This window comes from Streptomyces sp. NPDC096132 (assembly GCF_044763345.1).
Classification (GTDB): Bacteria; Actinomycetota; Actinomycetes; order Streptomycetales; family Streptomycetaceae; genus Streptomyces.
Genome location: NZ_JBIWGA010000063.1, coordinates 1 through 16,846, shown reverse-complemented (window position 1 = coordinate 16,846; position 16,846 = coordinate 1). Strand labels below are relative to the sequence as shown.

General features: G+C 71.5%; 18 protein-coding genes and 3 pseudogenes. 16 read left to right on the top strand and 5 right to left on the bottom strand.

Annotated features, from left to right (window positions below):
• The coding region (locus tag ACIRF9_RS51725) for a pyruvate formate lyase family protein (protein ID WP_403837481.1) at window positions 1-1,151 on the bottom strand (1,151 nt) is incomplete at its 3' end.
• Between the two features lie 242 nt (window positions 1,152-1,393).
• Between ACIRF9_RS51725 and ACIRF9_RS51720 the strand changes: the two genes are divergently transcribed.
• Together ACIRF9_RS51720 and ACIRF9_RS51715 are read left to right on the top strand one after the other, a co-directional pair.
• Window positions 1,394-1,855, top strand: coding sequence for a cyclic nucleotide-binding domain-containing protein (locus ACIRF9_RS51720; protein ID WP_403837479.1), 462 nt, complete (start codon window positions 1,394-1,396; stop codon window positions 1,853-1,855).
• Window positions 1,856-1,983: 128 nt separating this feature from the next.
• Window positions 1,984-2,685: a response regulator gene (locus ACIRF9_RS51715; RefSeq protein ID WP_403837477.1), complete on the top strand. Its 702-nt coding sequence runs from the start codon at window positions 1,984-1,986 to the stop codon at window positions 2,683-2,685.
• A 46-nt stretch (window positions 2,686-2,731) separates the two neighbouring features.
• On the opposite strand, the gene ACIRF9_RS51710 is transcribed toward ACIRF9_RS51715, so the two are convergent.
• Window positions 2,732-3,793: a hypothetical protein gene (locus tag ACIRF9_RS51710; protein ID WP_403837475.1), complete on the bottom strand. Its 1,062-nt coding sequence runs from the start codon at window positions 3,791-3,793 to the stop codon at window positions 2,732-2,734.
• 129 nt (window positions 3,794-3,922) lie between these two features.
• Between ACIRF9_RS51710 and ACIRF9_RS51705 the strand changes: the two genes are divergently transcribed.
• The 4 genes from ACIRF9_RS51705 (at window position 3,923) to ACIRF9_RS51690 (ending at window position 6,555) form a co-directional block, all read left to right on the top strand.
• Window positions 3,923-4,435, top strand: a complete 513-nt coding sequence (locus ACIRF9_RS51705) for a hypothetical protein (RefSeq protein WP_403837473.1) — start codon at window positions 3,923-3,925, stop codon at window positions 4,433-4,435.
• Between the two features lie 108 nt (window positions 4,436-4,543).
• Window positions 4,544-5,047, top strand: a complete 504-nt coding sequence (locus tag ACIRF9_RS51700) for a hypothetical protein (protein WP_403837471.1) — start codon at window positions 4,544-4,546, stop codon at window positions 5,045-5,047.
• A 117-nt stretch (window positions 5,048-5,164) separates the two neighbouring features.
• The gene (locus ACIRF9_RS51695) at window positions 5,165-5,587 is read left to right on the top strand and encodes a pyridoxamine 5'-phosphate oxidase family protein (RefSeq protein ID WP_403837469.1); all 423 of its coding nucleotides are present in this window, start codon (window positions 5,165-5,167) and stop codon (window positions 5,585-5,587) included.
• Between the two features lie 110 nt (window positions 5,588-5,697).
• Complete coding sequence (locus ACIRF9_RS51690) at window positions 5,698-6,555, top strand: DMT family transporter (protein ID WP_403837467.1); 858 nt, start codon at window positions 5,698-5,700, stop codon at window positions 6,553-6,555.
• A gap of 68 nt (window positions 6,556-6,623) precedes the next feature.
• Here the strand turns inward: ACIRF9_RS51690 and ACIRF9_RS51685 are convergent, their stop codons facing one another.
• On the bottom strand, window positions 6,624-7,049 hold the full coding sequence (locus tag ACIRF9_RS51685; RefSeq protein ID WP_403837465.1) for an ATP-binding protein: 426 nt from the start codon (window positions 7,047-7,049) through the stop codon (window positions 6,624-6,626).
• A 196-nt stretch (window positions 7,050-7,245) separates the two neighbouring features.
• Between ACIRF9_RS51685 and ACIRF9_RS51680 the strand changes: the two genes are divergently transcribed.
• The 5 genes from ACIRF9_RS51680 (at window position 7,246) to ACIRF9_RS51660 (ending at window position 12,639) form a co-directional block, all read left to right on the top strand.
• Window positions 7,246-8,013: an IclR family transcriptional regulator gene (locus ACIRF9_RS51680; protein ID WP_403837463.1), complete on the top strand. Its 768-nt coding sequence runs from the start codon at window positions 7,246-7,248 to the stop codon at window positions 8,011-8,013.
• A gap of 38 nt (window positions 8,014-8,051) precedes the next feature.
• Window positions 8,052-9,566, top strand: coding sequence for a glycerol kinase GlpK (gene glpK / locus ACIRF9_RS51675; RefSeq protein ID WP_403837461.1), 1,515 nt, complete (start codon window positions 8,052-8,054; stop codon window positions 9,564-9,566).
• A 217-nt stretch (window positions 9,567-9,783) separates the two neighbouring features.
• On the top strand, window positions 9,784-10,857 hold the full coding sequence (locus tag ACIRF9_RS51670) for an alkene reductase (protein ID WP_403837459.1): 1,074 nt from the start codon (window positions 9,784-9,786) through the stop codon (window positions 10,855-10,857).
• Between the two features lie 274 nt (window positions 10,858-11,131).
• Entirely contained in the window at window positions 11,132-11,644 is a 513-nt protein-coding gene (locus ACIRF9_RS51665; protein ID WP_403837457.1) for a MarR family winged helix-turn-helix transcriptional regulator, read from the top strand.
• Window positions 11,645-11,763: 119 nt separating this feature from the next.
• A complete protein-coding gene (locus tag ACIRF9_RS51660; RefSeq protein WP_403837455.1) occupies window positions 11,764-12,639 on the top strand; it encodes an NmrA/HSCARG family protein in 876 nt (291 codons plus the stop codon).
• 192 nt (window positions 12,640-12,831) lie between these two features.
• Here ACIRF9_RS51660 and ACIRF9_RS51655 read toward each other — a convergent pair.
• Together ACIRF9_RS51655 and ACIRF9_RS51650 are read right to left on the bottom strand one after the other, a co-directional pair.
• A pseudogene (locus ACIRF9_RS51655) lies at window positions 12,832-13,016 on the bottom strand (5,10-methylene tetrahydromethanopterin reductase); the annotation flags it as partial.
• 63 nt (window positions 13,017-13,079) lie between these two features.
• Window positions 13,080-13,955, bottom strand: coding sequence for an LLM class flavin-dependent oxidoreductase (locus ACIRF9_RS51650; RefSeq protein ID WP_403837453.1), 876 nt, complete (start codon window positions 13,953-13,955; stop codon window positions 13,080-13,082).
• Window positions 13,956-14,077: 122 nt separating this feature from the next.
• Here ACIRF9_RS51650 and ACIRF9_RS51645 point away from each other — a divergent pair, with 122 nt between their 5' ends.
• The 5 genes and pseudogenes from ACIRF9_RS51645 to ACIRF9_RS51625 all read left to right on the top strand — a co-directional run.
• Window positions 14,078-14,587: a MarR family winged helix-turn-helix transcriptional regulator gene (locus ACIRF9_RS51645; RefSeq protein ID WP_403837451.1), complete on the top strand. Its 510-nt coding sequence runs from the start codon at window positions 14,078-14,080 to the stop codon at window positions 14,585-14,587.
• 106 nt (window positions 14,588-14,693) lie between these two features.
• Window positions 14,694-14,966: pseudogene (locus tag ACIRF9_RS51640) on the top strand (family 43 glycosylhydrolase); the annotation flags it as partial.
• A gap of 45 nt (window positions 14,967-15,011) precedes the next feature.
• Entirely contained in the window at window positions 15,012-15,164 is a 153-nt protein-coding gene (locus ACIRF9_RS51635; protein WP_403837483.1) for a hypothetical protein, read from the top strand.
• A 168-nt stretch (window positions 15,165-15,332) separates the two neighbouring features.
• Window positions 15,333-16,562: a PP2C family protein-serine/threonine phosphatase gene (locus ACIRF9_RS51630; RefSeq protein ID WP_403837449.1), complete on the top strand. Its 1,230-nt coding sequence runs from the start codon at window positions 15,333-15,335 to the stop codon at window positions 16,560-16,562.
• Between the two features lie 138 nt (window positions 16,563-16,700).
• Window positions 16,701-16,846 (top strand): annotated as a pseudogene (locus tag ACIRF9_RS51625) (DUF4389 domain-containing protein); the annotation flags it as partial.

Below are 16,846 nucleotides of genomic sequence, written 5' to 3'. Positions count from 1 at the left end.
TCCTTGAAGCCGGCGGGCAGCCGGGGCGACCACAGCACGGTGAGGTTGGGCTCGGGGGCGGAACCGAGGTTGTGGAGGGTCTGCAGGAAGCGGAAGGAAGTGCGGGTGACCAGCGGGCGGCCGTCGGTGCCGATGCCGCCGATCGACTCGGTGACCCAGGTGGGGTCGCCGGAGAACAGGGCGTCGTACTCGGGGGTGCGCAGGAACCGCACGATCCGCAGCTTGATCACGAAGTCGTCGATCAGTTCCTGGGCACGGGTCTCGTCGACGACACCCTCGTCCAGGTCCCGCTGCAGGTAGACGTCGAGGAAGGTCGAGGTGCGGCCCAGCGACATCGCGGCGCCGTTCTGCTCCTTCACCGCGGCGAGGTAGCCGAGGTAGAGCCACTGCACGGCCTCGTGCGCGCCGGTCGCGGGCCGGGAGACGTCACAGCCGTACGTGGCGGCCATGCGGGTCAGCTCCCCCAGTGCCCTGATCTGCTCGGCGAGCTCCTCGCGGTCGCGGATGACGTGCTCGGTCGACGGCCGGCCGTCCAGCCGGGCCCGCTCGGCCCGCTTGGCCTCGATCAGCCGGTCGGTGCCGTAGAGGGCGACACGCCGGTAGTCGCCGATGATCCGGCCGCGGCCGTAGGCGTCGGGCAGCCCGGTGATGATGCCGACCCGGCGCGCGGTCCGCATCTCGGGCGTGTACGCGTCGAAGACACCGTCGTTGTGGGTCTTGCGGTAGGTCCCGAAGACCTTCGTCACGAACGGGTCGGGCTCGTAGCCGTACGCCTTCAGGCCGTTCTCCACCATGCGCAGACCGCCGTTGGGCATGATGGCGCGCTTCAGCGGGGCGTCGGTCTGCAGGCCGACGATCAGCTCTCGGTCGCGGTCGATGTATCCGGGCGCGTGCGAGGTGATCGTCGACGGCGTCGCGGCGTCCACGTCGAGGATGCCGCGCGCCCGCTCCTCCGGGAACAGCGCGCTGACCTTCTCCCAGACGGTCCGGGTGCGCTCCGTGGGCCCGGCGAGGAAGGACGCGTCACCCTCGTAAGGGGTGTAGTTGGCCTGGATGAAGTCGCGCACGTCGATCAGCTCGCGCCAGCGCGTCCCGGCGAATCCCCGCCAGGCCTGGGTGACCCGGTCACCGACTGTCACGGTCGCGGTCATCGCCGTTCCTCTCCTCGGATCCTGTGCCGGCGGTGCGATACGTCGGCTCCTGTGCCGGCACTTCGATGCTCGTCGCCCGTGTCGGTCACGGGGAGTGCCGGACGGTGCCCAGGTCCGTCCTCGCGGGACCCGAAGGTCCCGGTCCGGAAGGTCCGTGCAGGGGGCCGGGTGGCCCATGGCCCGCGCGGGCGGTCCGGCACACGCTGGTCGTGAAGGCCGTAGCCGCGCCAGGGAGACTTGCCATGAACGCTTCCACCCCCAGCATGCTGCGCTCGCTGTCCGTCGAACACCGCGAGCGGCTCATGCGGATCGCCCGCGAGGTGTCCATTCCGCAGGGAACCCGCCTGTTCGAGGAGGGCGCCCGCGCCGACCGCTTCTGGATCGTCCGCACCGGGACGATCGAGCTCGACATGCGCGTGCCGGGCCGCAAGGCGGCCGTCATCGAGAATCTCGGGCACAACGAGCTGGTCGGCTGGTCCTGGCTCTTCACGCCGCACGTCTGGCACCTGGGCGCCGAGGCGACCACACCGGTGCGGGCCTACGAGTTCGACGCCACGGCCGTCCGGCTGATGTGCGCGGACGACCCGGCACTGGGCAGCGACGTCACCCGCTGGGTCGGTGAGGTGCTCGCCCACCGTCTCCGCTCCTCCAGGACCCGCCTCCTCGACCTGTACGCCCCCTACGGCGCCGGCAGTCTCGTGTGACTCCGTCCGGCTGCGCCGGCTCTCCACGAGTAGGGCCGGTCGGCCCTGGTGCATCCGGCCCGGGCGAGTGATGATCGGCATGATGGACAGCTCGCGGTCTGTCCGCCGCCGGGGAACGAGGGGTCGATATGACAGAGCCACGCACTTTCACCGAGCAGAACCCGATCCGGGTGTTCCTGCTGGACGACCACGAGGTCGTCCGGCGCGGCCTGGTCGATCTGCTCGACTCCGAGCCCGACATCTCGGTGGTCGGTGACGCGGGCACGGTCGACCACGCGCTCGCGCGGGGCCCCGCGGTGCGCCCCGACGTCGCCGTGCTCGACGTGCGGCTGCCGGACGGCGACGGCATCTCGGTCTGCCGGGAGTTGCGCAGCCAGATGCCGGAGCTGGCCTGTCTGATGCTGACCTCGTTCGACGACGAGGAGGCCCTGCTCGACGCGATCATGGCCGGTGCCTCCGGCTATGTCCTCAAGCAGATCAAGGGATCCGACCTCGTCTCGGCGGTGCGCACGGTGGCCTCGGGCCAGTCGATGCTGGACCCCGCGACCACGGCCCGGCTGATGCGCTCGCTGCGCGCCGAGCCCGAGGACACCCCGGCCGTGCCGTCCGAGCTGGCGAGCCTGTCCCCGCGCGAGCGGGACATCCTGGCCCTGATCGGTGACGGTCTGACCAACCGCGAGATCGGCAAGAAGCTCTACCTGTCGGAGAAGACCGTCAAGAACCACATCTCCCGTCTCCTGGCGAAGCTGGGCGTGCAGCGCCGCGTCCAGGCGGCGGTCCTCGCCTCCCATCTGGAGCAGCCGGAGGCGGGCGAGCACCGGACCAGGTGAGGAGGGACGGATCCCTCGGGACCGCGCGCGGCCGCGGCCGCGCCGCTCACCGCGGGTCGACCGGCTGGACCGTCAGCCGCGTCCGCCCCCTGGATCCACCGAGGTCGCTGCGCAACCGGTCCAGGAGAGGGGCCAGTTGGTCGCGGGTCATCTTGCGGACGCGTCCTTCGTGCGTCCACGCGCGCACGGCCGTGGGATCCAGGAGCAGGACCTCGGGCGTCCAGTCGGCCCCGAAGCGGACGACGGCCCGCATGAGCGGCACCCATTTCAGCTTGCTCGGGTCCCGGAAGCCGGGCAGGGGCGGGAAGCGCGGCGGCCGCCAGCCGGGTCCGTGCACCTGCCGCAAGTCCTCGGCGCGCTCGTTCAGCTCCCGCTCGGCCGCGGCGCGGAACCCGTCGTACGCCTCCCGATCGCCGTACAGCAGGATCAGCACGCTCTCCGGGCGTCGCAGGCGCATCAGCTCGGTCAGTTCCCACAGGGTGCCCTTGCCGGTGCCGGCCACGAGAAGGACCAGTCGGGCGTCCGAGATCAGCGAAGTGACCGTGGGCTGCCAGTCCCGCAGCGGAAGGTAGAGCCGACGGGAACCGGCCGGGGGGAGTGCCTCGTCGGGTTCTCCGACGGCGAGCGGCCGGCCGAAGCCGCGGAACATCCTGCACACGCCTTCCTCCAGCGTGAGCGAGCGACCGTCGACCAGGGCGCCGCCCACTCCCCGCCAGCGGCTGAACGCCTCCGGCATGGTCCGGCCGGTGACATCCTCGGCGAAGGGGCGCAGATAGAGGACGTACGGATGGCTCTTGGCCTCGTCCATCGTCCTGACCACCCGGACGTGGTGGCGCCGCCCGCGACGCCGCATGCGCATGCCGGCCAGCAGGGCCGCCGCTCCCCAGGCCCCGAGCACCACGAGGGTCACAAGGCGCTGCCACACCGGCTGACCGCCGGGTGCGGAGACGAAGGCGGTGCCGTTGTTGAGCGGTGTGACCGCCGCGATGAAGAAGAGCGCTCCCCAGAGCGTGCTGATCAGGCCCACGAGCCGAAGCGCACAGCCGAGCACGGGGCGCTGCCGACGGCGGGGCGTTCCGAACGGCGGGAGGACCGGCGGCTCCGTCATGCCGGACAGCAGATCGGACGCGGTGCCAACTCGCAATCGAACAGCGGAGGTTGCCCGTCGAGTTCGCTCTTTCGTGGCACAGCGGCGGACAGCCGCCGACAGTCGTGGACGGGCGGCCATGATGAGCTCATGGCAGAACACCTCCGCCGAGCCCTCTGGAACCCCGACGTCGTCCCCGACAGCTACACACCCGCCAGCACCGAATACCTGGGCATGCTCTTCGAGCAGTACAAGCTCTGTGTGGAGACGGCCGACCGCGTCAGCGCGCGGCGAGGCGCTGCCAACACCTTCTTCCTGTCGCTCAACAGCGCGGTCGCCGCGGCCATGGTCGGAGGGCTGGGACCGCGTGCGGGTGCCGTGTCGGCCTGGGTGCTCTTCGCGGGTCTGCTGATTCTCGTGGGCCAGTGTTCGGCGTGGTACCTGATGGTCCGCTCCTACCGCCAGCTGAACACCGCGAAGTGGGCGGTGATCGGAGCGTTCGAGGACCGGCTTCCCGCCTACGCCTATTCCCGCGCCGAGTGGACCGAGCTCGGCGAAGGCAAGGACTGGCGCAGGTATGTGCCGCTGACCCGACTGGAACAGTGGGTGCCGCCCCTCTTCGTGGCCGCGTACATGGTGGGTTTCCTGGCACTGGCGCTGTGACGGCTGTGGCCTCGAGGGTTCCGTACCGTCGCCGGTTCCGTCCCGTCGCCGGCGGTCCACCGGATAGGATCCGCGGAACCCTTCCGAGCTGACCGAGTGAGGCAGGCCATGACCGTGATCGCCGTGACCGGACACATGGACCTGACCGAGGCGAGCGTGCGGCCCGTCCGAGAGGCCCTGCGTGACGCCCTGAGGCCGTACGAGCGGATCGGTCTCACCGGGCTCTCCTGCATCGCCCAAGGCGCGGACTCGCTCTTCGCCGAGGAGGTGCTCGCGGTGGGGGGCAGGTTGGTCGCGGTGATCCCGGCACAGGACTACCGGCAGCGGCATGTGAGCACCGACCACGCCGAAACGTTTGACCGGCTCCTCGCGGCGGCGGCCGAGGTACTGGTCCTCGAGTACGGGAGAGCAGACGCGCGGGCGTACGAGGAGGCCAACCGAGTCCTGCTGGACCGCGCGGACCGTCTCGTCGCGGTGTGGGACGGTCAGTCCCGGCCCGAGCGGGGCGGCACCGCCGCCACGGTGGCCGAGGCCCGGCGGGCGGGGCTCCCCGTGGACGTGGTCTGGCCGGAGGGCGCCCAGCGGGAAGGCAGCAGACCCCCGGGACGGTGACGGGGCGCGTCGCGAAGGCGGCAAGGCCCTGATCCGCCGGCACCCCGCACGGCTGTCCTTCGCAGGTAGGGCCGGTCGGCCCTACCCCCGTGCCCCGCTCGCGGGGAGGATGGGCGGATGGTCCACAACGACGGCTTTCGCGCACTCGACCGGCAGGAGTGCCTGCGCCTGCTCGCCAAGGTGCCGGTCGGCCGCGTCGTCTACACCCGGCAGGCGCTCCCCGCGGTCCTCCCCGTGAACTTCTCCCTGGACACGGACGCCTCCGTGGTGCTGTGCACCGCACGGGACTCGGACCTGGTACGCGCCATCGACGGTGTCGTGGTCGCCTTCGAGGCGGACGAGTTCGATGCCGAGACCCGGTCGGGCTGGAGCGTGGTCGTCACCGGACGGGCCACCGTGGTGACCGACCCCGCTGAGCACGCCCGTCTGTCGCAGGCCGGCCCGCACTCCTGGATGCCGATGCGGGACCCGGTGTTCGTACGGATCGAGTCCGAGATGGTCACCGGACGCGAACTGGGCGGAGCGAGCGTCACGCCCTGAGACCGGGCCGCCCCGTCGATCGGCGCGGCACGTCTGGATAGTCGCGGGCGCCGCGCACGGGCGGTGCCGTGCGTGCGCGGGGAGACCGGGTCCGGCAGCATGGTTTGGTAATGATCGTGCTCGCCGTCCTCTTCGCCGTCCTGGGGGCCGCCAGCAACGCCGTCGGTACGGCGTTCCAGCGCAAGGCCGCCTCCACGGCGCCGCAGGGTGGCGGGATCCGGCTGCTGCTCACCCTGGTGCGGCGGCCCGCCTGGGCGATCGGCATCGCCGGGGTGATGGGAGCCGCGGTGTGCCAGGCGCTGGCTCTGATCAACGGACCCATGGCCCTGGTCCAGCCCCTCTTCATCCTCGAACTGCCGTTCGCCCTGCTCCTCGCCGTGCCGCTGATGCACCGCACACTGTCGGCCGGGGGCTGGCGGGCGGTCGGGACGGTGATGGCCGGACTCGTACTGCTCCTGGCCGCGGCCGCGCCCTCCGGGAACCGGACCCAGGCCGCCATGGACCGGTGGATTCCGGTGCTGGCACTCACGCTGGGGGCGATGGCCGTGGCCGTCGTCCTCGCCCGCTCCTCGTCCTCGCCGCTGCTGCGCGCGGCCACGCTGGCGGCGGCCGCCGCGGTCGGCAACGCGCTGACCGCCGCGCTCATGAAGTCGGCCACGGGGCGCCTCGCCGACGCCGGGCTGCCCGCGTTCCTCACCACCTGGCAGACCTACGGGTTCGCGCTCACCGGTGTCGCGGCGCTCCTGCTCCTGGAGAACGCCCTCCAGGCCGGCCCGCTGGCCGCCTCGCAGCCCGCGCTGACCATCGGGGACGCGGCGGTGAGCCTCCTGCTGGGCGTCGCGCTGTTCGAGGAGAGCGTCCGTACGGGCTGGTGGCTGCTCCCCGAGGTGCTGGGCGTACTGCTGATCCTGTGGGGCGTGCTCCGGCTGACCCGCACCGTGCCGCATCTCGTCGACGTCGTGCGGTGAGGCGAGGATCGTGTGACGGCTCTCCGGGAAGCGTGACCGTCAGGGCTTACGGAGAAGCGGCGGTCTGCTCACGTGGCGACGAGATCGGCCCAGCGGGTGACCCCGCCGGAGTGGACGCGCTTGCCGTGCCGGGTCGCCAGCGCCTGGACGATCAGCTCGCCGCGGCCGTGCTCGTCCGGATCGATGTCCGCACGCGACTGGCCCGGCACCAGCGCCGGTCCCGCGTCGGTGACCTCGACCCGCAGGGTGCCCCGGCCGTCTCCCCCGGCCCACGACAGCCGCAGCTCCGCCGGGGGCAGCGCGTGCACGATCGCGTTGGTGAGCAGCTCCGACACCACCAGCAGGGAGTCGTCGACGATGTCCGCGGCGACCTTCCAGCCGGCGAGGACCGCCCCCACGCGTCGGCGTACGGCTGCGACGGCCCCGGGGACGGGCGGCAGCGGACACACGTGTTCCACTGTCTCCCGCGGCAGTATGCCGAGCTGTACCGCCATCTTCTCTCCTCCCGGTGAATGCTGTCGGCCGTTGCCGGAGCCCGGCGCGGATGCCGGACCTCGGGGAACGTTAGGGACCGCGCGGGTGCGGGTCAACGAATCCCGGTCGGCATTACCGAACGCGAAGGCCCGACGGAGGATCGCAGGTCAACGCGCACATGGAGCGAACCCCTCACAGCGGTAATAGGCTCGCCTCATGACCGGCCCGGTCCAGTCGATCGAACGGGCGGCGGCGATCCTGCGTCTGCTCGCCGGGGGACCCCGCCGTCTCGGACTCGGCGAGGTGGCGTCCTCCCTCGGGCTGGCGAAGGGCACCGCCCACGGCATCCTGCGCACCCTCCAGCACGTGGACTTCGTGGAGCAGGACGCGGCCACCGGAAAGTACCAGCTCGGGGCGGCCCTGCTGCACCTCGGCACCAGCTACCTCGACGTCAACGAGCTGCGCTCGCGGTCCATCAACTGGGCCGACGCCCTGGCCGCCCGCAGCGGGGAGGCGGTCCGCCTGGGCACCCCGCTGGAGGGCAAGGTCCTCGTCGTCCATCACGTGTTCCGGCCGGACGACACGTTCCAGACCCTGGACGTGGGGTCACTGCTGCCGCTGCACGCCTCCTCGCTCGGCAAGGTCCTGCTCGCCTTCGGGACCGCGCCCGTCGACTCGGCCCTGGAGTCGGGGCTGGAGGCGTACACCCGGCACACCCTGGTCGACCGGCACCAGCTCAACCGCGCGCTCGCCGAGATCCGCGAGCGCGGCTGGGCCGGCGAGGTCCAGGAGATGAGCATGGGGGAGGCCGGGATCGCCTCCCCGATCCGCGGCCACGGCGGCCTGGTGGTCGGCGCGATCGGCCTCTCCGGCCAGATCGAGCGGGTCTGCGACAGCCAGGGGCATCCCCGGTCGACCCTGGTCAATCTGCTGCGCGAGGCCGCGCGGGCGATCTCCAGAGACCTGGGCGCGACCCGCTGGTGACCCCGTCCCTGCTCGAGACGTCGGAAGGAGACCCGATCATGGTCGAACGGTATGTGATGTCCATCGACCAGGGCACCAACTCCACCCGATGCATCCTCTTCGACCACCACGGGCGGCTGGTCTCGGTCGCCCAGCGGGAGCACCAGCAGCACTTCCCCCGGCCCGGATGGGTCGAGCACGACGCCGTCGAGATCTGGCGCAACCTGCAGCGCATCGTGCCGGAGATGCTGTCCGGTTCCGGTGTCGGCGCCGACGAGATCGCCGCGATCGGCATCGCCAACCAGCGGGAGACGACCGTGCTCTGGGACCGGCGCACGGGCGCTCCCCTGGGCCGGGCGATCGTGTGGCAGGACACCCGCACGGAACCGCTTGTCACGGCCCTGAGAGCCGACCCCGGAGACGAGTTCTTCCTCGAGCGGTGCGGACTGCCCCCGTCCACCTACTTCTCGGCCCTGCGGATCAGATGGCTGTTCGACCAGGTCGACGGGCTCCTGCAGCGCGCCGAGGACGGCGAGGTGCTGTGCGGCACGATGGAGAGCTGGCTCATCTGGAACCTGACCGGGGGGCCCGACGGCGGTCTGCACATCACCGACGCCACCAACGCCAGCCGCACCATGCTGATGAACATCCGCACGCTGAATTGGGACGAGGAACTGCTGGCGTTCTTCGGGGTGCCGCGTCCGATGCTGCCCGAGATCAGGTCCTCCGCCGAGCACTACGCGGCCGCCCGCGCCGTCCTCCCGGGCGTACGTATCACGGCCGCCCTCGGCGACCAGCAGGCCGCCCTGTTCGGCCAGACGTGCTTCTCCCCCGGCGACGCGAAGTGCACGTACGGGACGGGCAGCTTCCTGCTGCTCAACACCGGCGGTGATGTCGTGCGGTCCCGGCACGGGCTGCTCACCACCGTCGCCTACAAGATCGGGGACCAGTCGCCGGTCTACGCCCTGGAGGGCTCCATCGCCGTCACCGGGTCGCTCGTCCAGTGGTTCCGTGACCGGCTGGGGCTGATCAGCAGCGCGCCGGAGATCGAGACGCTGGCCCGGACGGTCGAGGACAACGGCGGATGCTACATCGTGCCCGCCTTCTCCGGTCTGTTCGCGCCGCACTGGCGCAGCGACGCGCGCGGTGTCATGGTCGGCCTCACCTCGTACATCACCAAGGGGCATCTGGCCCGGGCCGTCCTGGAGGCCACCGGCTGGCAGACCCGGGAGGTCGTCGACGCCATGAACGCCGACTCGTCGGTGGCCTTGAAACAGCTCAAGGTGGATGGGGGCATGACGGCGGACAACCTGCTGATGCAGTTCGTCGCCGACGTCCTCGACGTGCCCGTGGTGCGGCCCATGGTCGCCGAGACGGTCTCCCTGGGCGCCGCCTACGCCGCCGGTCTCGCCGCCGGCTACTGGCCGGACCTGGAGGTCCTGCGCCGCAACTGGCACCGGGCGGCCCAGTGGCTCCCGGACATGGACCCGAAGCGGCGCGACGCGGAGTACGACAACTGGCAGCGAGCCGTCGAGCGGTCGCTGGGCTGGGTCAAACCCCCTGGCTCGCCCTGAGCGCCAGAACGATCATACAGGGTCGACCAAGCGAAAACCTGCGGGGCGCACGAAACGCCACGCGAGAAGCGATCACCCTCACCCCCGCCTTCCCATTTTCCCAGCTCAATGACCACATGGCCTGACGTCACGCCCACCCCGCCTCCCTCGGGAATGCTTCGTCCTGTTTACTTGTTCGGACAGTAAACACCTCGTTTCCGACGTTAGGAATGTGATCATGTCGACGGCTTTCGAGTCCTACGACCTGTCCGGCCAGAGCCTCGCGAACAGGATCGTGATGGCGCCGATGACCCGCAGCCGTGCCTACGGTCCGGGCCAGTCCGCCACCCCCCTGATGGCCGAGTACTACGCCCAGCGCGCGGGGGCGGGTCTGATCGTGACGGAGGGGACCCAGCCGTCGGTGGTCGGCCAGGGCTACCCCGACACCCCGGGCATCCACACGGATGAGCAGATCGCCGCCTGGCGCACCGTCACCGACGCCGTCCACGCCAAGGGCGGGGTGATCTACCTGCAGCTGATGCACACCGGCCGGGTCGGCCACCCCACCCTGATGGGCCTGACCCCCGTCGCCCCCTCCGCCGTCACGGCCAAGGGGCAGGTCTACACCCACGAAGGCCCGCAGGACTTCGTCACCCCGGAGGAACTGACCGAGGACGAGATCCGCGAGACGATCGCGGACTACGCCACCGCCGCCAAGAACGCGATCGAGGCCGGCTTCGACGGCGTCGAACTCCACGGCGCCAACGGCTATCTCATCCACCAGTTCCTCGCGCCCAACACCAACCAGCGCACCGACGCCTGGGGCGGCACCCCCGAACGCCGCATCCGCTTCGCCGTCGAAACCGCCAAGGCCGTCGCCGACGCCATCGGCGCCCACCGCACCGGCCTGCGCATCTCCCCCGGCAACCCCTACAACGACATCGCCGAGACCGACCGCGCGGACGTCGACGCCACCTACACCGCCCTGATCGACGCCCTCGCCCCCCTGGGCCTCGCCTACCTCCACCAGATGGAGGCCCCCGAGATCCGCGACCTCACCCTGCGCCTGCGCAAGGCCTGGCCCACCACCTTCATCCTCAACCCCTTCACCGGCATGGAGCCCACCGGCCCCGACGCCCTCGCCCTCGTCGACGACGGCACCGCCGACCTCATCGCCTACGGCGCCCTCTTCCTCGCCAACCCCGACCTCCCCACCCGTCTGCGGCAGGACGGCCCCTACAACACCCCCGACCGCGCCACCAGCTTCGGCGGCGACCACACCGGCTACACCGACTACCCCACCCTCGGCTGACCCGCCCCGACCGCGTAGCCAGACCGCGGCGCCCACACCGGCCACCGGCCGGCGGGCGCCGCGGCGCGAATGCGGAGTACCGATGAACAACGAGACAGGGGGCCCGTCCGCCGACGGCGGAACGGGCCCGGTGGTGCCGCTCAGTCACTCGGTTCGAACAGGTACACACGTCGAACAGCGGGAGCCACCTCGTACGGCGGGGAAGTCGGCCCCGCGCTTCACCGCGACCGCAGTAGGATTAGTTGTTCAGGCAAACTTCAGGGGCGAGGACCGCATGAGCCAGCCGGAGACCGGGAACCGCACCTCCGAGGCGCCGTCCCCGGTGAGCGAGCCGCTGCCGAACGCGGTCGTCGCGGGCCCGGTCAGCCACGCGATCCTCCGTGTGGCCCGGCTGCACCGGATGCTGGCCGGGCAGCTGCTGCGCCAGGTCGGCCTCCACCCCAGCCAGGAACTGGTCATGATGCAGCTCTGGGAGCGCGGACCGCAGCGGCAGACCGACCTCGTGCGCCTGCTGGGCTCCGACGCCGCCACCATGACCCGGACCATCCGACGGCTGGAGAACGCCGGGTTCGTCCGCCGCCACCCCTCCCCCACCGACAAGCGCGCAACGATCGTCGAGCCCACCGCGGCCAGCAACGCCCTGCGCAACGAGGTGGAACGCGCCTGGCTGGACCTGGAGACGAGCGTCGCCGGCGACATGACGGCGGCCCAGCAGGAGGAGGCCATCGAAGTCCTGGGCCGGATCGAGGAGAGCCTCGCCCGCGCGACGGCCCAGCACGAGAGCTGAAAGCCGGCCGGACGGACCCGCCGCCGGATCCGCGCACTCTGTTTCGAACGGGTTCGAGGCGCTGGTGATAGGCCGACCAATCAATGCCCCTCAAAGGCATGCATGAGAGGAACGTGGCCATGGCGACCGACACCACCACAGGAACCGTCCTCGTTCTGGGGGCGACCGGCAACCAGGGCGGTGCGGTGACACGGGAGCTGCTCCGCCGGGGCCGGCCCGTGCGCGCGCTCACGCGTGATCCGGGGTCGGCGAAGGCCCGGGCGCTGGCCGCGGTGGGCGCGGAGGTCGTGGCGGGCGATCTCGACGACCCCCGGTCCCTCGATGCCGCGGTGAGCGGGGCCTACGGTGTCTACAGCGTCCAGGCCTTCATGGGCCCGGGTGGGCTGGAGGCCGAGGAGCGTCAGGGCCGTGCGGTGGCCGATGCCGCGGCACGTTCCGGGGTCGAGCACTTCGTCTACGGGTCGGTGGGCGGCGCCGACCGACACAGCGGGGTTCCCCACTTCGAGAGCAAGGGCCGGATCGAGCAGTACATCGCCGATCTCAAGCTGCCCGCCACCGTGCTGCGTCCGGCCTTCTTCATCAACAACTTCGCCTTCACGGGCCCGCAGCGCGCCGGTGACGGTCTGGTCCTGGCGCTGGGCCTCAAGCCGTACGTCACGCTGCAGATGTTCGCTCCGGAGGACATCGGCCTGTTCGCCGCGGACGCCTTCGAGAACCCGGACGACTACGTGGGCCGCCAACTGGAGCTGGCCACGGACGAACTCACCGGTCCGCAGATGGCCGAGGTGTTCGAGCGGGTCTCCGGCGTGCCCACGCGCTTCCAGGAGCTGCCGGTCGAGCAGGTGAAGCAGTTCAACGAGGAGGTGGGCCTCATGTTCGGCTGGTTCAACGACGAGGGGTTCAGCGCCGACCTGCCTGCCCTGCGGGCCCGGTATCCCGAGCTGACGACCCTGGAGACCTGGGCGCGTCGCGAGTGGACCGCTCCCGCCGCATAGCCGGCTTCCGCTTCCCCGCCCGCACGGCCCGGCTCCTTCCCGAGCCGGGCCGTGCCTCTGCCGCCCCACGCGGGGCCTGTGGTCAGACCGGCTCGTCCGGCGCGGGCCAGGGTGCCGGGCCGGCGTGCACCAGGGCCATCGCCCGCTGCACCGCCGTGGGAACGTGGTCGGGGGCGTGGTCGTGCCTGACCCGCGGACGTCCTTGCCGAACCAGGGGTACACGGGGCCGGTGTTGCCGCGGCCCAGCATGAGGTCGACGCGGCCGTCGGCGAGGAGGAGACGAACGGCGGGTTGTGGTGCTCGCCGGTCGCGAAGACGTCGAAGCCGGCTTCCTCGGCCTTGACAGCGATCGCGGCCATCGCCTTCAGCCGCTCGTGCAGGTCGAGCACAGAAGAGCCCGCCCCTATTCCCCAGATTCCCCAGGATTCCCCTGGGCGACGTCAGAGCTTCGCGAGCGCCTCACGGGCGGCGGGGGCCACTTCCCGGGCGAACACGCTCAGTTGGCGATCGTGGTCCTCGTCCGGCCAGTACGCGAAGCCGTTCATGCCGTGCTCACGGTGGATCTCGAGGATGTGGTCGACCCACTGATCGACCGGCCCGCGGAAGGCGCCGCGGGAGTCCGGCGTGATCAGCCCGTTGAGGTTGTAGACCTTGCGCAGCTCGCCGGGATCACGGCCGGCGCGGGCCCCGGCGTCGTCGAGGCGGGCGACGGCCTCCCCGAGACGGTCCGGGCCGAGGAAACCCAGGGAGGGCATCCAGCCGTCGGCCTTGGTCCCGGTCAGCTCGAGCATGCGGGGACCGTAGGCACCCAGCCAGATGCCGATCGGGTGCGAGGGCGCGGGGCCGGAATGGACACCGGCCACGCGGTAGTACGCTCCCCCGGCCCGTACGGAGCGCTCGCCGCTCCACATGGCCCGGATGACGTCGATCGCCTCCGACAGGGCTTCGAGCGACTCCCGCTTGGTCCTGGGCGGACCCCCCATGGCCTCGATGGCCTCCCAGAAGGCCCCGGCCCCCAGGCCCAGTTCCAGTCGGCCGGCGGACAGCAGGTCGAGGCTCGCGGCGGCCTTGGCCAGCATCGCGGGCGGACGCAGCGGCAGGTTGGCCACCGTGGGCACGAAGGTCACCCGCTCGGTCCGTGCCGCCAGGAAGGTCATCAGTGTCCAGGTGTCGTGGAACGCCTTCTGATACGGGTGATCCTGGATCGTGACGAGGTCGAGGCCCTCCCGCTCTGCCTGCAGGGCGCGCCGCAGGGGCTGGTCCCCGTCCCCCCAGACCGGGTCGACGTTCGCACCGAAAAGCACCGGCAGCCCCATGGCTCGCCTCCTCGTCACCTCGGTGTCGTTGCGGTCACAGTACTCCATTGGTCAGCCAATGAAGACGGGTGAGATGATCGGGCGTGGCACCACACGACGCGACACCGGAGGAGCAGCCGAACATGCCGCCGACTTCCGAACCGACGCCGGGCGAGGACGACGCGGTTCCCACCGTCGCCGACGCCCCGATGAGCGAGGCCATCTTCCGCGCCGCTCGGGTCCACCGGATCATGGCAGGAGCCCTCCTGCGCGAGACCGGGCTGTATCCGGGCCAGGAGCTGCTCATGATGCAGCTGTGGGAGCGCGGCGAACAGCGCCAGGCGGACCTGATCAAGACCCTGGGCCTGGATCCCTCGACCGTCACCAAGATGCTGCAACGCCTCGAGCAGTCCGGCTTCGTCACCCGCCGCCCCTCCGCGCACGACCGCCGGGCCGTCGTGGTCGACACCACGCGGGCGGGTCAGGCCCTGCGTGACCGGGTGCTGCAGGCGTGGCGCGAGCTGGAGCAGGTCACCGCGCGTGGCCTCACCGACGAGGAATACGACCAGGCGATGCACCTGCTCACCCGGATCGAGGCGAACCTCACGGGCAACCCCGCCGGCCCCGGCGCCGACGCTCCGGCCATCTCCTGACCCCTGGAGGGACGCGGCAACGCTTCACCCCCGCCGCCCCACAGCCCACCCAACCGGGGCAACCGCCGCTTGACTGTCCGAACAGGTATTACACCTCCCGCATGGGATGCCGGGCCTCATGCACAATCCGGTTCTGGCCGGTTCGCACCCGGACCCCTCTCTCCTGCGGGTGGGCGACGACTTCTATCTGGCGACCTCGACGTTCGAGTGGCACCCCGGCGTCCGGCTGCACCACTCCCGGGACCTCGTGGACTGGCGGCCGCTCGGCGGTGTCCTGGACATCACCCGCCTCCTCGACCTCACCGGCTGCCCCGACTCGGGCGGGGTGTGGGCGCCCAGCCTCACCCACGCGGACGGCCTGTTCCACCTGGTCTACGCCACCGGCGACGACTGGCACCCCGTCGGCCCGCCCCTCGACGCCACCGTGCTGTCCGACGAGCACGCCGAGGAGTTCGAGAACGGGCAGATCCGGGCCCTCGGCTTCACCGGCGCCTTCGTCGGGCTGTGGGCCTGGGACCTGACCGGCGGCGGACAGGCGGCCGACTTCGACGAGGCGGCCTGGCGGGGCGCTCCCTGACCCGACGGACGTCTGCCCCCGGCGCGTGGCTCACGCCGCGCGCCGACCGCCGCAGCTCGTTCGGATGGCTCTGCACCCCGGGGCAGGACTTCGAGCAGACTCCGGAGCCTCACCCCTCCTATCGTGGACAGACACACCGATGCCCGGCGCGAAGCAGACAGGCAGGACATGACGGAACCGCAGATCGACTACGCGGCGGTCTTCCGCGCCCTGCCCGGCGTGGTGGCGCTGCTCACCCCCGAGCTGGTGTACGCCGACGCAAACGACGACTTCGTACGGCTGACCGGACGCACCCGTGAGCAATTGGTGGGCCGCTACATCTTCGACGTCTTCCCCGAGAACCCGAACGACCCGGCCGCGGCCGGCATGCGCGAGACCGAGTCGTCGATGCTCCGTACGGTGACCACCGGCGAGCGCGACACGATGGCGCTGCTCCGCTACGACATCGAGGATCCCGAGCGCCCCGGGCACTGGCAGGAGCACTACTGGAGCCCGGTCAACGCGCCCGTCCTCGGCCGCGACGGGCAGGTGGCGCTGATCGTGCACCGGGTGGAGGAGGTCACCGACCTCATCCGGGCCTTCGGCGGCCCGGGCGACGACAGCAGGGCCCGGGTGCTGGAGGCCGAGCTGTACACCCGCGCCCGGGAGCTGCAGGAGGTCAACGAACGGCTGCGCCGGGCGCACGCCCGCGAACGCGAGGTCGCCCTGGCCCTGCAGGCGGCGATGCTGCCCGCGCCGGGGCCGACCGGGCAGCACGCGGCGGCGGTGCGCTACCGGCCCGCCGTCGGCGCGCTGAACGTGTGCGGCGACTGGTACGACCTCGCCGACCTGCCCGGCGGGAACCTCGCGGTCGCCGTGGGTGACGTCGTCGGCCACGGCCTCGCCGCGGCCGGTGTCATGGGGCAGCTGCGCAGCGCGCTGAGCGCGGCCTGCCGGGTCGCCGACGGTCCCGCCCAGGCGCTGGAGGCCCTCGGCCTGTACGCGCGTTCCGTCGACGGCGCCGAGTCGACCACCGTCCTGGCCACCTTCATCGACTGGGACGAGCGCACCATCACGTACAGCAGCGCCGGCCACCCTCCCCCGGCCGTGCTGCACCCCGACGGCGCGGTCACCTTCCTCGACGAGGCCACCGACCCCCCGCTCGCGGCCCGCCCCGAACACCTGTCCCGGCCCCAGGCCCGTACGTCCTTCACCGAGGGCTCCACCCTCGTCCTGTACACCGACGGCCTGATCGAGCGCCGTGCGGAGGACATCGACACCGGCCTGAGCCGCCTCGCCGGCTCCCTCGCCCACCATCGGAAGTCGGACCCCGAGACCCTGGCCGACGCCCTCCTCGCCGACCTGCTGCCGCCCACGGGCAACACCGACGACACCGCGCTGATCGTCATCCGGCTCTGAGCCGGCATCCGGCTGCGCCCCGGCCCGCCGGTCCCGGGCCGGTCAGCCCTCCGGCCGGGGCCGGCCGTCCCATGCGGCGGCTCGCCGTCGGGGGCAGAGTGGAAGGAGGAACGCATGTGACATCAGGAGGCGGAAGCAATGTCGCATCCGATGCCTTCCCCGGTCCGGGTCACCGCGCGGCTCGACGCACCGCTGTCCCGCTGGCTGTGGCTGGTGAAGTGGATCCTGGTCATCCCGCACTACGTGGTGCTGTTCTTCCTGTGGATCGCCTTCGTCGTCGTCAG

Excerpts from the sequence above, each read along its gene's own strand:
- ACIRF9_RS51720 (WP_403837479.1), top strand. The coding sequence starts at position 1,394 with ATGAACGCTTCCACCCCCAGCATGCTGCGCTCGCTGTCCGTCGAACAC.
- ACIRF9_RS51715 (WP_403837477.1), top strand. The coding sequence starts at position 1,984 with ATGACAGAGCCACGCACTTTCACCGAGCAGAACCCGATCCGGGTGTTC.
- ACIRF9_RS51710 (WP_403837475.1), bottom strand. The coding sequence starts at position 3,793 with ATGACGGAGCCGCCGGTCCTCCCGCCGTTCGGAACGCCCCGCCGTCGG.
- ACIRF9_RS51705 (WP_403837473.1), top strand. The coding sequence starts at position 3,923 with ATGGCAGAACACCTCCGCCGAGCCCTCTGGAACCCCGACGTCGTCCCC.
- ACIRF9_RS51700 (WP_403837471.1), top strand. The coding sequence starts at position 4,544 with ATGACCGTGATCGCCGTGACCGGACACATGGACCTGACCGAGGCGAGC.
- ACIRF9_RS51695 (WP_403837469.1), top strand. The coding sequence starts at position 5,165 with ATGGTCCACAACGACGGCTTTCGCGCACTCGACCGGCAGGAGTGCCTG.
- ACIRF9_RS51690 (WP_403837467.1), top strand. The coding sequence starts at position 5,698 with ATGATCGTGCTCGCCGTCCTCTTCGCCGTCCTGGGGGCCGCCAGCAAC.
- ACIRF9_RS51685 (WP_403837465.1), bottom strand. The coding sequence starts at position 7,049 with ATGGCGGTACAGCTCGGCATACTGCCGCGGGAGACAGTGGAACACGTG.
- ACIRF9_RS51680 (WP_403837463.1), top strand. The coding sequence starts at position 7,246 with ATGACCGGCCCGGTCCAGTCGATCGAACGGGCGGCGGCGATCCTGCGT.
- glpK (WP_403837461.1), top strand. The coding sequence starts at position 8,052 with ATGGTCGAACGGTATGTGATGTCCATCGACCAGGGCACCAACTCCACC.
- ACIRF9_RS51670 (WP_403837459.1), top strand. The coding sequence starts at position 9,784 with ATGTCGACGGCTTTCGAGTCCTACGACCTGTCCGGCCAGAGCCTCGCG.
- ACIRF9_RS51665 (WP_403837457.1), top strand. The coding sequence starts at position 11,132 with ATGAGCCAGCCGGAGACCGGGAACCGCACCTCCGAGGCGCCGTCCCCG.
- ACIRF9_RS51660 (WP_403837455.1), top strand. The coding sequence starts at position 11,764 with ATGGCGACCGACACCACCACAGGAACCGTCCTCGTTCTGGGGGCGACC.
- ACIRF9_RS51650 (WP_403837453.1), bottom strand. The coding sequence starts at position 13,955 with ATGGGGCTGCCGGTGCTTTTCGGTGCGAACGTCGACCCGGTCTGGGGG.
- ACIRF9_RS51645 (WP_403837451.1), top strand. The coding sequence starts at position 14,078 with ATGCCGCCGACTTCCGAACCGACGCCGGGCGAGGACGACGCGGTTCCC.
- ACIRF9_RS51630 (WP_403837449.1), top strand. The coding sequence starts at position 15,333 with ATGACGGAACCGCAGATCGACTACGCGGCGGTCTTCCGCGCCCTGCCC.